Origin of the sequence: Nitrospira sp., assembly GCA_029194665.1 — a bacterium.
GTDB lineage: Bacteria > Nitrospirota > Nitrospiria > Nitrospirales > Nitrospiraceae > Nitrospira_D.
The window spans coordinates 874,718-889,397 of record JARFXO010000001.1 but is presented as its reverse complement, the minus strand read 5'-3'; the positions used below and the strand labels follow the sequence as shown (position 1 = coordinate 889,397).

At 54.4% G+C, this 14,680-nt stretch carries 15 protein-coding genes; 4 read left to right on the top strand and 11 right to left on the bottom strand.

What is annotated here, in order from left to right; translation table 11 throughout:
- Positions 1 to 51 precede the first annotated feature (51 nt).
- The 4 genes from amoA (at position 52) to P0119_04265 (ending at position 4,440) form a co-directional block, all read left to right on the top strand.
- Positions 52 to 894, top strand: coding sequence for a methane monooxygenase/ammonia monooxygenase subunit A (gene amoA / locus P0119_04280; GenBank protein MDF0665276.1), 843 nt, complete (start codon positions 52 to 54; stop codon positions 892 to 894).
- Positions 891 to 2,150: a methane monooxygenase/ammonia monooxygenase subunit B gene (locus P0119_04275; GenBank protein ID MDF0665275.1), complete on the top strand. Its 1,260-nt coding sequence runs from the start codon at positions 891 to 893 to the stop codon at positions 2,148 to 2,150. The genes amoA and P0119_04275 overlap by 4 nt, the downstream gene beginning before the upstream one ends.
- A gap of 355 nt (positions 2,151 to 2,505) precedes the next feature.
- Complete coding sequence (locus P0119_04270; protein MDF0665274.1) at positions 2,506 to 3,345, top strand: hypothetical protein; 840 nt, start codon at positions 2,506 to 2,508, stop codon at positions 3,343 to 3,345.
- A gap of 366 nt (positions 3,346 to 3,711) precedes the next feature.
- Positions 3,712 to 4,440 carry an MOSC domain-containing protein gene (locus P0119_04265; GenBank protein ID MDF0665273.1) on the top strand — a complete coding sequence of 243 codons (729 nt, stop codon included), beginning with the start codon at positions 3,712 to 3,714 and terminating at the stop codon, positions 4,438 to 4,440.
- A gap of 99 nt (positions 4,441 to 4,539) precedes the next feature.
- Here the strand turns inward: P0119_04265 and P0119_04260 are convergent, their stop codons facing one another.
- The 11 genes from P0119_04260 to ccmC all read right to left on the bottom strand — a co-directional run bounded on the left by P0119_04260 (position 4,540) and on the right by ccmC (position 14,676).
- Entirely contained in the window at positions 4,540 to 5,136 is a 597-nt protein-coding gene (locus tag P0119_04260) for a NapC/NirT family cytochrome c (GenBank protein MDF0665272.1), read from the bottom strand.
- 2 nt (positions 5,137 to 5,138) lie between these two features.
- A complete protein-coding gene (locus tag P0119_04255) occupies positions 5,139 to 5,864 on the bottom strand; it encodes a cytochrome c family protein (protein ID MDF0665271.1) in 726 nt (241 codons plus the stop codon).
- Between the two features lie 168 nt (positions 5,865 to 6,032).
- Positions 6,033 to 7,016, bottom strand: coding sequence for a hydroxylamine oxidation protein HaoB (gene haoB, locus P0119_04250; GenBank protein ID MDF0665270.1), 984 nt, complete (start codon positions 7,014 to 7,016; stop codon positions 6,033 to 6,035).
- A gap of 41 nt (positions 7,017 to 7,057) precedes the next feature.
- Positions 7,058 to 8,770 (bottom strand): multiheme c-type cytochrome, encoded by a 1,713-nt coding sequence (locus P0119_04245; protein ID MDF0665269.1) that lies wholly within the window; start codon positions 8,768 to 8,770, stop codon positions 7,058 to 7,060.
- Positions 8,771 to 8,995: 225 nt separating this feature from the next.
- Positions 8,996 to 10,288, bottom strand: coding sequence for a c-type cytochrome biogenesis protein CcmI (gene ccmI, locus P0119_04240; GenBank protein MDF0665268.1), 1,293 nt, complete (start codon positions 10,286 to 10,288; stop codon positions 8,996 to 8,998).
- On the bottom strand, positions 10,285 to 10,734 hold the full coding sequence (locus P0119_04235; GenBank protein ID MDF0665267.1) for a cytochrome c-type biogenesis protein CcmH: 450 nt from the start codon (positions 10,732 to 10,734) through the stop codon (positions 10,285 to 10,287). Before P0119_04235 ends, ccmI begins: the two co-directional genes overlap by 4 nt.
- Positions 10,735 to 10,742: 8 nt before the next feature.
- Positions 10,743 to 11,270, bottom strand: coding sequence for a DsbE family thiol:disulfide interchange protein (locus P0119_04230; GenBank protein ID MDF0665266.1), 528 nt, complete (start codon positions 11,268 to 11,270; stop codon positions 10,743 to 10,745).
- Positions 11,267 to 13,258 (bottom strand): heme lyase CcmF/NrfE family subunit, encoded by a 1,992-nt coding sequence (locus P0119_04225; protein MDF0665265.1) that lies wholly within the window; start codon positions 13,256 to 13,258, stop codon positions 11,267 to 11,269. The genes P0119_04230 and P0119_04225 overlap by 4 nt, the downstream gene beginning before the upstream one ends.
- Entirely contained in the window at positions 13,255 to 13,746 is a 492-nt protein-coding gene (gene ccmE / locus P0119_04220; protein MDF0665264.1) for a cytochrome c maturation protein CcmE, read from the bottom strand. Before ccmE ends, P0119_04225 begins: the two co-directional genes overlap by 4 nt.
- Positions 13,730 to 13,915: a heme exporter protein CcmD gene (gene ccmD / locus P0119_04215; protein ID MDF0665263.1), complete on the bottom strand. Its 186-nt coding sequence runs from the start codon at positions 13,913 to 13,915 to the stop codon at positions 13,730 to 13,732. The genes ccmE and ccmD overlap by 17 nt, the downstream gene beginning before the upstream one ends.
- A complete protein-coding gene (ccmC, locus tag P0119_04210) occupies positions 13,915 to 14,676 on the bottom strand; it encodes a heme ABC transporter permease CcmC (GenBank protein MDF0665262.1) in 762 nt (253 codons plus the stop codon). The genes ccmD and ccmC overlap by 1 nt, the downstream gene beginning before the upstream one ends.
- Positions 14,677 to 14,680: the final 4 nt, after the last annotated feature.

The following is a 14,680-nucleotide window of genomic DNA, read 5'->3' as shown; positions in this document are numbered from 1 at the left end:
ACGGAGCGCTGGCCCCGCCTCAGCCGGCTGAACTGACGGAGGAAGGCACTTATGTTTAGAACCGACGAGATTATTAAGGCCTCGAAGTTGCCGCCGGAAGGCGTCGCGATGTCTCGGCACATCGACTACATTTATTTCATTCCGATCTTGTTTGTCACCATCGTGGGCACGTTCCACATGCACTTCGATCTGCTGGCGGGCGACTGGGACTTCTGGTTGGACTGGAAGGATCGGCAATGGTGGCCGATCGTGACGCCGATCACGGCCATTACCTTTTGCGCGGCGCTGCAGTACTACAATTGGGTGAACTATCGTCAGCCCTTTGGGGCCACGATCACCATCCTGGCGCTGCTCGCCGGCAAGTGGGTCACCATCGTGGCGGCCTGGTGGTGGTGGTCGAACTACCCCTACAACTTCGTCATGCCGTCCACGCTGCTGCCGAGCGCCATCGTCCTGGACATCGTGCTGTTGTTGACCAGGAACTGGACGTTGACGGCGGTGATCGGCGCCTGGATGTTTGCGGCCTTGTTCTACCCGACCAACTGGGCCATCTTTGCCTATAGCCATACGCCGCTCGTCGTCGATGGCACCTTGCTCTCCTGGGCGGACTACATGGGCTTCGCGTATGTCCGGACCGGGACGCCGGAGTACATTCGGATGATCGAGGTGGGCTCGCTGCGGACCTTCGGCGGGCACAGCACGATGATCTCCTCCTTCTTCGCCGCGTTCGCCTCGTCCTTGATGTATATCTTGTGGTGGCAGTTCGGGAAGTTCTTCTGTACCTCGTACTTCTACCTCACGGACGACAGACAGCGGACCACGAAGGTGCACGACGTATTTGCATATGCCACGTTGGCCCACGGCGACAAGGCAAAGATCGGGGGGAAAGCATGAACGCTAAACACGTCTTCAAACGCTGGGTAATGGGTCTCTGCGGAGTGGCGACGCTGGCGTTCACGCCGGCTCTCGATATCACTCCTGCATATGCTCATGGAGAGCGATCGCAGGAGCCGTTCCTGCGGATGCGCACTGTGAATTGGTATGACACTCAATGGGTTGGGAAGTCGACCCCGGTCAATGGCGTGACCGAACTGCGAGGCAAATTTCATTTGTCAGAGGATTGGCCTCGTGCAGTCGTCAAGCCGAACCGGACGTTCCTCAACGTTGGTTCCCCAAGCTCTGTGTTCGTACGTCTTAGCTCCAAGATAAATGGAACGCCCATGTTCGTCGCTGGTCCAATGGAAATTGGCCGGGATTACGAGTATGTGGTTGTCCTGAAGGCACGACTCCCCGGCCATCATCATATCCATCCAATGTTTGCCGTCAAGGACGCAGGTCCGATCGCAGGACCTGGTGGCTGGATGGATATCACGGGTCGGTCTGAAGATTTCACGAACCCGATCAAGACACTGACGGGTGAGACGTTCGACTCGGAAACCATGGGTACTGCCACTGGAATCATGTGGCATCTGTTCTGGGGAGCCGTGGCGATTTTCTGGGTCGGCTTCTTTATGGTCCGGCCGATGTATTTGGTCCGGGCTCGGGTACTGGCCGCCTATGGTGAGGAGCTTCTCCTTGACCCCATCGATCGCAAGGTTGGAACCGTGGTGCTGATCTTCGTGTTGGTCGTCGTAACCGTCGGTTATCTCGCGGCCGATGCACGACACCCGGTCAGCGTACCACTTCAGGCAGGGGAGGCAAAGATCAAGCCGCTACCCATCAAGCCTAACCCGCTGGTGGTTGAGGTCACCCATGCAGAGTACGATGTTCCTGGCCGAGCCTTGCGTATGAATCTCCATGCGACGAATAACGGTACGCAACCGGTAACTATTGGTGAATTCACGACAGCCGGTATCCGGTTCACCAATAAGTTCGGCGCAGCTAAGCTAGATCCAAACTATCCAGCCGAGCTCGTCGCTCAGGCCGGTTTAACGATGGACAACGAAGCTGCAATCCAACCTGGCCAAACCGTGGACGTCAAGGTCGAGTCAAAGGACGTCCTGTGGGAAGTGCAGCGGTTAGTGGATATCCTCCACGACCCGGATCAGCGCTTCGCAGGATTGCTGATGTCCTGGACCGATTCTGGTGATCGGCTCATCAACCCGATCTGGGCTCCTGTTCTCCCGGTCTTTACCAGACTGGGAACCTAGAGCAGCGCGCATCTGACAAGACGCCGACCCCGCCCCATCGAAAGATGGTCAGCCGGGTCGGCGTTTCTGTTTCTTCTTTCCACCGATTCGTCTTACACACACCTTTTGCCTATGCTTCTCTTCACCATGCTATCTAAGACATTCCCATGCATCATCGATCCGACCCTTGGCTCGAATCGACCACTCTTGATCGAACGTAATTTCTGAAAAATTCGACCGCCACCTCACCAGAACTTGCCCGTTCGCGGACGGTCCTGTATGATACCTGCGCTACTTGTTCAACATGGTTCATCAAGACTCACCATTCTAGGAATTGCACGGCACACCGCATCATTTTGGAAGCTCAGTTTACCGTATGGACGCCCCTTCAAGTACTCAGCATCTTGGGCCTTGGTTCACTAGCATAGAGCGAATTGCTCTCCGCCATTTCCCCAAAGCCAGTCCCCTCGATACACATCGAACCCGCGATTACTTGATCGCTGCATTTACATTCTTCAGCGTTGCCGTCAGTTCCCTGTTCGAGATCAGCGCGAGTGTCGAGCGGCAACAACTTCTTGGAGGGTTCGCATGGATATTCCTCGGTGCCATGTTGCTTGGTGAGAATCGAGAAACGAAGGCTCAGGTCATCATCGCCGTGCTATTTGCAACCATGGGCGAGCATTTCGCGTCTATTTACATGGGTGGATACACGTATCGGTTCGAAAATGTGCCAGCCTACGTTCCGCCCGGTCATGGGATGGTCTACCTGACTGCCGTAGCGCTTGCGCGATCCGGGCTGTTTGTAGGCCACCCCCGAAAGATAGCTATCTTTGTGGTGGCGGTATGGGGCACCTGGTCACTATGGGGAGTCAGCGGATACCCGGAACGTGGCGATTGGGTTGGTCCGTTGCTATTCTCCATATTTTTAGTTTGGCTGCTGATCGGCAGGTCGCCGATGGTTTACCTTGCCGCGTTTTTTATTACAACATGGCTGGAACTGATCGGAACTGCCGTGGGCGCTTGGAAATGGGCGACCATAGATCCTCTTCTCGGATGGCCTCAAGGAAATCCACCCAGCGGAGTTGGAGCATGGTACTGTTTGGTTGACGCGGTAGCCATCGGAGGAGCAAGGCCGACACTATATGGCATGAAGCGTATTTGGGGCTGGTGCTTGAACAGATCAAATAGAATCCTGAGCAGAACAAGCGGTTCGTGAAGACACCGGCTTTCCTAAATCTTCCCAAGCGATTGCTTCCAATGCTGGCATCTGAAAACTCGTTCGTGAGCTTTCGATTGGCTTTTATCAGCAAGCTCAGGACCGGCACGTCACGTAGGTATTGGCGGAATCTGTGGATGGCTGCTCGCCTTACGCAGGCCGCCACGCATTTGAGGCTGGAATGGAACACCAAGGATCGTCGACTGCACGCCCACTCAGGCAGCAATGGTCGCTTGGAGAGCCGCGTGAGGGCGAGGACTTTGTACCGAACTTACCATGCCATTGCCTCTCGCATCGACCACCTAGGGGAACGAGGGGACATTTGATAGGATGATTAAGAAGTTTCATTGAAGCGAGGAGCTCGTCTTGAAAGACACCATAAGCGCAACTGTCATTTCTCTACAAATCGGGTTACCGAAAACGGTTGGGAGCAACCAGTCGCCTGACCCAATGGATCAGGCTTGGACAACCGGCTTTTTTAAGGAGCCGACGTCCGGGCTAATTTGGTTGGGACGGACCAATCTCCAAGGTGATGGGCAAGCAGATCTTGAGAATCACGGTGGCCCAGAAAAGGCAGTCAATGTCTACCCTTTTGAGCACTATCCCTATTGGTCGCAAACCTTAATGTTGCCCAAGCTTCCACTTGGGGCCTTCGGGGAGAACTTTACAACTCAGGGTCTGGTAGAAAGTAATCTTTGTATCGGGGATGTATTGGCGGTTGGCGAGTCATTGGTTCAAGTGTCTCAACCAAGACAACCATGTTGGAAACTCGCTCGCCGCTGGCGTGTCAGCGATCTGGCACTTCGTGTTCAAGAAACCGGTCGAACCGGTTGGTATTTCCGTGTCGTCAAAGAAGGTCATGTCCAGGCTGGAAACAGACTCATCCTTCTTGAACGCCATCACCCAAACTGGACGGTATCCGCCGCGAACGAGGTGATGCATCATCTGATCGATGATCGGAAGGCTGCTCAGGAGCTCGCCGACTGCGCCTACCTCTCAACAAGATGGCGTGAAAAACTCAAACGGCGTGCAGTCAACGGGATACCAGAGAACATTGCAGCACGGCTGGATGGGCCCACGAAGGTATTCGACTAGGAGGCTGCTTTTTTCTTTCGGCTAAGCATCAGGGCCATACCACCTTAGAAATGGATACAGCCCTGACGCTTAACTGCGGTCGAGTGATCTCGCTAAGTGCTAGTCCTTCTCGTCTTCGTCGTCATCGTCTTTCTTCTTCTTGACTTCCTTTATAACCGGACGACCTTGTGCAAGGCTCGCGTTAAGATCGTGTTCAGGAACTTTCTTATGCACGAGGTTCTGGTGGCAATCGATACACGTTGCCCCTTCGCTTTGCATCTTGGCATGTGCCGCTTTAGCCGAAGCGCCTGGCGGCTTCGTATTCTTGTGACACGCTCTGCACGTGAGACTATCCCATTCTTTAAGCTTCATTCGAGCGCGATAAGCAGCTTCTGGACGGTGTTCATTGAATTTTTCGACAGTTGAATAGTCAGTGGTGAACTCCTTGATCAAGAAGGGCACACCGTCTACAACGTGTGTATAGATCGCCTTGTGAAAGTTTGACAATCCTTGAGGCACATGGCAATCCTTACATCCCGGATCCATACCAAGTGCACCCCAGTGTGATGATTTTTTCAGCTCCTCATAGGGGTAAATTTCTGAGTGACAACTTATGCAGAACTCGGTCCTGGAAACCGCTGCTTCACCTCCAAAAACAACAGCGATGGCTCCAATCCCAAGAACTGCGCCGGCAGCTAATGTCCCTAGCTTTGCCATTGTTAGTCTTCCGCCTTATCGGATTTCAACGGAGGTTTAGCGTTCTTCTGGAATTCTTCGTGGAACTTCGGCATGGGTGGACCTGTAAATGTGCCGGCAAGCTTGAAATGCTCATGCATCGCCTTGTCGTTCCTCACATACTTTTCGAAGTCAAATGAGTATTTCTTGTCGACTTTAGGAGTAAACGGAGTATAAGGTTTTTTCGCACCTTTCCACGGCGATCCCTCATAATTGAGGTGACAGGCATTGCACTTTTCTTCAAACTCAAAATCCTGTCCGGCTTCAACAAGTTGGGCCCTCTCCATGGTCTTCTGCGACTTTTCAAACGCTTCACCAGCTTTTCGGTGAATCTTCCGATAGTCGCTCCCAGCTCCGTGACAGGATTCGCACCCGACACCGGTTAAGAATTTCTCCGGCTCTTCGATGACGTACCCGCCTTCCTTACCAAACCCATCGACGTGGCATCCGACGCAATCCTTGTCTTTTGTATAGTCCTTCTTGGGGTCCAGCTTGGCCTTGACCATGGCCTCGTCCTTCTTCTTGCCTCTGCTGGGCTTGAGCGATTCCATTGCCTTACCATGGAGAGTCTTCTCCCATGACTCGCCCTCTCCTTTATGGCAGTTGTAACACTTCTTTCTCCCTTCAAATGTTCCTTCCGCCCAAGCCGTCCCTGCCACGGCGAGGAATACCGTCGCAGCGACGAATGTGTATGCTATGCGGTGATTCACGGCATCTCCTTTCCGATAAATATTTGAATAAAGTCAGTAATCATTTTTGCTGGTCATGAGACCTCATAACCACCTATGCATCATTAGCTCTAGAAAACGCCGGCAGTTTAGCATGACCAATATCGGACCGCCACCATCAAATTCTTGCTCTTCATTCTGTGAATGAGCTTAGACCGAAGGAATCCTATAAATCCAGTATCCGCCCTGCTTATGAACAAGTTGCAACGCCTCAAAGTCTATCGGGGTTGAATTCATCAGTGGCAGCATCTGAGCCAGCAAAGTTTTCTCCTTGATACTCTGCTTAAGAAAATAAGCCCGCACGACCTTCTCCGAGACCGACTGGAGCGTGTATGTATCATACCCATTCTCTTTCATCCATGCTTTAACCTGGCCGACAAGCCCATGCACGTTCCCCGTCAAAGGGAAATCCTTAAAAGCCATATCAAGCTTGTCCGGGCGCATGAGACCAAGCTTATAGAGATCCGCAGGATGCACGACGATATATGCTTCGCGTGAACCTACCAGTTCACGAAGCATGGCGACGCCCTTTGTCGCCTCGGAGGAAAGCGCATCGGCAAAAATTTGAAACCTTCGCTGCTCATCTCCCGAACCCGAATTACCCCAAAACTGATTCTCGTACACCCGGATAGAATCCGACCGTTGTTTCCAGTAGGTGGGTGTAATCACTGGTTCTCCAAGATGCGACGTGAAAAGGGTCTCACGTCCCGACAGCAAGCCCAACTGGCGAGAGGTATCCCACCATGCTAGAACGACTGCCCCATTCGGCACATGTTTCGTAACATCTCCGGCAATCGCAGCAAGTTCTGAGAGATCCGTGGTCATGACACCGATGGGTTCGGAAACCAGATTTTCCCAATTTAAGAGAACAGGCTGTTCCCCATCTCTGCTTGCAAGATAGGCTATAGCGATGGGCTTCTCAATGGAGGGAACACGAAGTTCGTATTTGCTGATCTTCAGATCAGGCCAGTCCTGCAAGGGAAGGTTATTGAACTTGGTGGCCATACCCTCATCGACAAGTTGGTAGGCGTAGGGCGCCGGTAAAGGCGTGAGCCAAAGATAGACAAACCACCCACTCAGAAAAAGACCTCCCGTCACCAGGAGGATTCCTAGTGACGGGAGGATTTTAGACACTGACCGGTTCAACAGAGGCACGTTCAGGGACGGAGCAGAGATCAACGATCCTTCCTCTCACGCCTCCGCCATCCTGCGATTGCAATCGTCCCGGCAAGCATCATACCCCCTCCAATACCACCGAGGGAAATCTTACCGGTTTCGCTATCGAGGTCAAGCATGCCCTGCTTCATATGGCCCTCGAGCTTTGCAACTCGAGCTTGGAGATCAAGCTTCTCCTTCAATCTCGTGTCATCGTCCATGATCTCAACGTACGCACGGTTCATCGCCGCCCAGCCTACCGTATAGGTGTAGCCCCAGTATTGGTGGGCCAAGCTGACGTGCAACTGAACCAAGTGGTCTTCCGCCATTTCAAACAGTCTCAACTCATTGGCAGCTGGGTTGTTACCCTTCGACCAATAAATCTGGAAGAATTTCTCAAAGCCATCCGTCTCAGGAGCCGGTGGCGCCGGTCGGTTCGTCTTCTGCCCGGTCAATAACCCGGCCTTATATTGCTCTTCCACAACATGATGGGCCTCATCATATTTATCCAACCCTGAGAAGGTTCCATTATCCATAAATTCCATCCAGGCCCTGGCATAGGTTTCCGAATGGCAGTTGGTGCAAGTCTTCACCCACGCATCGTTTCGCTTTTCGGCCCAGTCCGTTTTAATATTTTCACGGATCCCAGGCACGAATGGATAGTTGGCCCAACGAACCTTACGCACGACATTGTGGGCGATTTTCCCTTGATACTCCATATGACAGTATTGGCACGTTGGTGCCGTTTCGGCTCCTTTGGCCATAGCCTCTTTAATTGGAATATTGAAGTTCCAATGAGCCTTATCTCTCTGATACTTCAACCCATGCTTGGAAAAATTGTAGGCTTCCCAGTTGTTATGATCGGCTCCGCTGTGGCATTGAGCGCAGACTTCTGGCTTGCGGGATTCGGCCACGGAGAATTCGTGCCGAGCGTGGCAGGTATCGCACTTGTTCTGATTGACGTGACAGCCCGTGCAACCGTCGGCGATTTCACGTTGCGGCATACCCGCATACACTTCGACTTCCACGTTGGCCCTGTAGTCCAAGGCATGTGACGGGCGACCCTTTGGCCACTGATCTTTTGGCCAGGTGATCGTATCTCGTTCCGATTCTCTCTCTGCAAACTCTTGCAAGTGGCAGGTTCCGCAGGTGTCGGCAGTGGCCAATCTGATGTCCTTACGGTGATCGGCCTTGTTCTTCGCATTGATGTCAAAGTGACAGTCGATACAACCGACCTCCTTCAGATGTTCGCCCTTGCCTAACTTGCCCATTGAACGAAGATTCTCTTCGATACCTTCGAGCTTGGCTTTCTTGTAGTAGGTTTCGTCCTTTGGGGTCAGCTTGCGGATCTTATCCAAGTTCGCGTGGGTACTCTTCTTCCACGCCGCCACCCAACCCGGTGATTCATCTGTGTGACACTTGACGCATTGCTCACGGCTCGCCACCTCCTTTACCGCTTGTGGGGGCTTATAGAAGGTGTGAGGATCAAAATACTTACTAAACGATACCGGCTGCCAATAGTCACCGTACTTCCCCTTACCTTGCCCATTTTGAGCAGGGTCCATGTACCGCTTGAGTAACGCCTCATACAGTTCCTTAGGCGAGGCTGATCGATCGATCTTCAGGGCCTCGTAGGTTTCCTTTGGAACGGTGGGGAAATTCGCCTGAGCCTGTGCGGCAACTAACACGCCACAGACTGCCAGGGCATACTTCACCAAGTGTTTGACTCTCACGGTTTTACTCCTTCCGTTTGATGGGCGATACGCACCGCCCTTCAAAAAAAGATTCGCTCTATAGCCTTCCGTTTTTATCGATATTCATTGCGCAAGTTCTTAAAAAATAATGGCGGCGAAATATAGCTTAGCCTCTCTAGACTGTCAAGAGAATTTCAAGGGATCAGGACCAATGGAGCCTTGCCCAATGCTTCTAAAGAATAGCTGCAAATAACTACGTAGCATTTACGGTCGTTCCCGATCGATGACAACGGTGATATTTTCAGTTCCCGGCTTTATCGGCTGACTCATCCCCTCCAAATCTCCACTTTCAGCCATCGCTTTTCCGGATTTCGATAGGCGCGCCACGATGACGACCGTGTCAATGTCGGAAAGCTTTCTTGATGGCATGGGACTGGTCGAGTCATCCAGCCGGAAGGAGAAGGGTAAATCTTTCTTCGACGCGCGCACGATTGCCACCGGCATCGGAGGACCGGCGACGTCCTTGGCAAACACAAAAAGGGTATCCGGAAGAGAAGCTTTGTTCGCCATATTCGGCCCTAACACGACTTTACCCGTTATCGCCCGCGATCGTCCGGATTGAGTCGCCGGCTTGGCGGGATTGGTCTGTTCCATCGGTGGATTCGCAACCAACATATTCGCACTGGGACCACCACCGAGTCGCCGTTTGGCCTCGGCAATGCTGGCCTTCAGCTGGTCGGATGATTCCTGATCATCGGAAGGAAGGTAGGTGTGCGCCTCTTCCCACTCCTTGGCGGCACGCGCAAAATCTTTTCGGTTGTACGCGATCGTCCCTGACAACATGAGCGCCTTCACGTTGTGCGGGTCGAGCTTCAACGCCTTTTGAATCAGCATCTCCGGCTTCCCATCCAACTTGCGCCCCTGATGCACACCAAGAGCATCCGCATAGTCGGCCAGGAGGCTCGCATTGTTTGGATTGAGCTTGGTGGCCTTCTCGAAAATCGGCACCGCGTCGGCATACCGCTCCATGGCCATGTAAGATCGCGCCAAAAGCCCCCAGCCGACTGCATCGTTGGGATTCTCCTCCAGCTTCTTCCTCAACTGTTCGATCAAGGTATTCAGGCTATCCGCCATCTGTGATTCATCCCCTGAGCCACCTTGAGCGGATGCCGCAGACACAGCAGGGTGTGTCATTGCGGCAGGATTTCCCAATGTCCAGTAGAGCACCCCACTGGCGGTCGGAATGATCATGGCCAGAGAGAGGGCAACGACCCGAAGATTCACTGACCCTCCTGCAGGAGCGATAGATGCTTCTGCCGAACCCGTTTCCTCCAACACACGACGCTCCAGCTCACTTCGCGCCGTCTGGTACTGTTCATCGGTCAACAAACGGGCGGCACGATCTTGTTCCAGCTCAGAGAATTGCTGTCGATAGACCGGCAGAGTTTTCCCCCGCTCGTTTGCCGCCTGTGTGGAATGTTTTAACAACGGCCTCAGCAAGAGTCCAAGGATGACTACAGTCATGGCCGACGCAATCGCCCAAAATGTCACAGTCATGATCGCTTACTTCCTTCCGCCAATAGCTGTTCGACCCGTCGATGCTCTTCATCCGTCACCGGCACATCGACGACTTTGTGCGCCCGACGCCGCAACGTGATGACCAGCGCGGTGGCTCCGATCATTAAGAGGACAAACGGGCCAACCCACAGTAGCGTAGTCGTTGCCTTGAGGGGCGGACGATACAGCACAAAGTCGCCGTAGCGCGCCACGAGAAAGTCGATGATCTCCTTGTCGCTCATATCCTTGGCGATCATTTCCCGAACTTCTCGCCGCAAGTCCTCCGCCAGCGGAGCGTTGGAATCAGCCAACGTTTGATTCTGACAGACCAGACATCGTAGCTCGACCGCGAGGTGCTTGAGGCGCGCCTCGGCGACAGGATCATCGGCCAACGGCCTGGCTTCCCCTGCCCACACTTGTGCGGACAGGAGCAGCACTATGAGCATCACCGATGTCATTGTGATTCGAGCTGCTTCACGAGGGGAAGAATCTTCTTGGCGACCGTGTCAGGATCTAAGGGCCCGATCTGTTTATAACGGATCACACCCTGCTTGTCGATGACATAGGTTTCGGGAACTCCATAGACCCCATAATTGATGCCGACCCGGCCGGCATCATCCACCCCAACCACGGGATAGGGATTGCCCCAGCGTTTCAACCAAGCCAGGGCTTCGTCACGTTGATCCTTGTAATCCATCCCAAAGATCGGCACCTCACCGGATTTGGCCAACTCCATCAAAACCGGATGTTCCGTCCGACACCCGCTGCACCACGAGGCCCAAAAATTGAGCAACCACACCTTTCCCTTGAGGTCAGCCGGCGAAAACGCTGTTGCCGGATCGTAGAGCTGCGGCTGGGAAAAATCAGGTGCGGCCTTCCCCACCAAGGGGGACGGAATTTCCCGAGGGTTGAGCTTGAGTCCAACCCCGAGAAAAACGACCACCACGATAAAAATCGACAGGGGCAGGAGAAACCGATTCATGCCACCTTTCGCCTAGCTGTTCCTGTTGAAGCAGGCACGGCCGGCTCTTGCTGACGCCACGCAATTCGATACCGGCGATCGCTGACGGCCAATACGCCGCCCAACGCCATGATGAAGCACCCGCCCCAAATCCAATCCACAAACGGCTTGTGATAAAGTCGCACGCTCCAAGCTCCGTCATCGAGCGGTTCGCCCAACGACACATAGAGATCGCGCAATAGTCCGGGATCGATCGCTGCTTCGGTCATGACCTGATTCTGCACGGAATACCGTCGTTTCTCCGGATACAGGACCGTCGTTTCGCGACCATCGCGACTCACCTGGAAGGTTCCGCGAGCTGCTGTATAGTTCGGCCCCACGACATCCTGTGCACCGTCGAATCGGAAGGTATAGTCGCCGATCGTCGCCGTCTCGCCCACGTTCATCCGTACATCTTTCTCGGATTCGAAACCCTTCACCATCGTCACACCGACAATAAACACCGCAATGCCGCAGTGCGCCACGAGCATTCCCCAGTAAGATCGCGGTACCGCGGCCAAGCGCTCCGCGAGACTATGGCCGCCAACATGGGTCAGTCGTTCACGTAGACCGACTACGGCTGTTGTCATGATCCAGATAGCCAATAGAAGCCCCAGGCTCAGCAACGGAGTCCATGTGCCCATGACAAACGGCAAGGCCAAAGCCGTCAGAACACTCACTCCGAAGGCCCAACGCAACCGCTTGGCCAAATCAGGCAGACTCGCCTTTTTCCATTGGGCCAATGGACCGATTCCCATCAAAAAGATCGCCGGCGCCATTAATGGAACGAAGACAGAGTCAAAATACGGAGGCCCGACGGAAATCTTCCCGAGATCCAGCGCGTCCAAGAATAAGGGATAGAGGGTACCCAATAGTACCGACCCCATCGCGGCCACCAGCAACACGTTGTTCGCCAGCAGCATTCCTTCGCGTGAAACTATGGCGAAGCTTCCGCCCAATCCGACGCGCGGCGCCCGCCAGGCATATAAGGCGAGCGACCCTCCGATGACCACGGCCAAGAAGGCCAGAATGAACAAACCACGTTTTGGATCGGTGGCAAAGGCATGTACCGATGTCAGGACGCCGGAGCGGACAAGGAATGTCCCAAGGAGGCTTAACGAAAACGCCATGATGGCAAGCAAGACCGTCCACACCTTGAACCCGCCCCGCTTGTCGGTCACGGCCAATGAATGAACCAGCGCTGTTCCGGCTAACCACGGCATGAATGAGGCATTCTCAACCGGGTCCCAGAACCACCACCCACCCCATCCCAACTCGTAATAGGCCCAGCCGCTTCCCATCGCAATGCCCACCGTCAAAAAGCACCAGGCGACAGTGGTCCAGGGGCGAGACCAGCGAGCCCACGCGGCGTCAAGGTTCCCTCCCAATAACGCGGCGATGGCAAAGGCGAAGGCCACTGAAAACCCGACATAGCCCATATAGAGCATCGGTGGATGGATCACCATGCCGGGGTCCTGCAAGAGCGGATTGAGGTCGCGCCCGTCGAGAGCGGCAGGAATCAGCCGTTCGAACGGATTCGACACCGTCAGCATGAACAGAAGAAATCCGATGCTGACAAAACCCATCACGCCGAGAATGCGGGAACGTGTAGCGTCGGGGAGATGAGCGGAGAAGAGAGTCACCGCAAACATCCAAATGGTCAGGATGAATGTCCAGAGAAGGAGCGATCCTTCGTGAGCGCCCCAAATTGCAGCCAGTCGATAGTGCAGCGGCAGCTGGGAATTCGACGTAGCCGCGACATACAGCACGGAAAAATCTTTTTCCGCAAAGGCATAGCCAAGACAACAAAACGCGGTTAAGACCAAGAGAAACTGCCCTCGCGCCGCCGGTTTGGCTACGGCCATCAACGCCGAGTTCCCGACCGCAGCACCGTAGATGGGGAGGATACCCTGCACCACGGCAACACAGAGTGCAAGAATCAACGCAAAGTGACCGATCTCAGGAATCATAGCGAGTCTTCCCTACCTTGCCCACCTTGAGGGACAACGAGTGATTTACTTTGTTGGGCCCCGGACGCCTTGGCCTTCGCCAAGGCGTCAGCCGCTTCAGGCGGCATGTAATTTTCATCGTGCTTCGCCAAGACTTCGCTGGCGACGAACGTGCCGTCGGCGTTGAGTTTCCCCTGTGCCACGGCGCCCTTCCCTTCCTTAAAGAGATCCGGCAGAATCCCTTTATAAGTCACCGGCACGCGCTTCGCGGTATCGGTGACGATGAAACGGACCGTCAGCCCATCGTTCTCACGAACGAGGCTCCCGTCTTCAACCATGCCACCGATGCGGAAACTGCGTCCTTGCGGCACTTCGCCGCTCGCCACTTGGCTGGGCGTGAAGAAAAACACGAGATTACTCTGAAAGGCGTTCAAAATCAGGACGGTGGCCACACCAAAGACGAGCAACCCAAGGCCGATAAAGGCAAAGCGTTTATGCCGTGGTTTCATCGGTGCCTCCTAACAACGCAGTGCGTTGTTCGGCGCGCGCCGCGCCCCGTCGACGCCACAAGGCCAACACTTCCCACAGCATGCACAGCGCGGTCGCCACAAACGAGGTCCACACATAGAGCCCATAGCCTCCCATCGCGAAGAACTCCGAAGCGCTCCCCCACTCCATCAGCGAGCCTCCACCGTTTCCTGAATAACCGCCGGTTTCTCATTCCACACCGGCAGGGATTCCCGCTCAACCATGACACAGCGTACCCTGGCAAGAATGACGGCGATGCTGTACAGCCAGAAGGCCAATGTCATCAGCAACATGGCAGTGAGCATGGTCGATGCCATTTTTGATCCTGTCGCCATACTGACCGACGCCCCTTGATGCAAGGTATTCCACCACTGCACGGAAAAGTAGATGATCGGGACATTGACCACGCCAACGAGGGCGAAGACAGCGCTCGCCCGGTCCGCGCGGCGCATATCATCGATCGATGTCCGCAGAAGCATGACCCCGGCATACTGGAACAATAAGATGAGTTCCGATGTCAGCCTGGCATCCCAGACCCACCAGGCTCCCCAGGTGGGCTTTCCCCACATGGCCCCGGTCAACAATGCCAAAAACGTGAACATCGCCCCGGTGGGAGCAATCGCTTGCGCCATCATGAAGGAAAGGCGCGCGTTGAGACCCATCCCGATGCCGGCCCACACAGCCATGACGACATAGAGAAACATCGACATCCAGGCCGCCGGAACATGGACGAAGATAATCCGGTACGCCTCGCCCTGCTGAAAGTCGGTCGGTGCGACGAAGAACCCCATGTAGAGCCCTATCCCCATCAAGACGACTGCTCCGCAAGCAAACCATGGGATCAGGCGCCCCGCCAATGGATAAAAGGCTTGGGGAGACGAATACTTGAGCCAGTTGATGTCTATGCTCATGAAA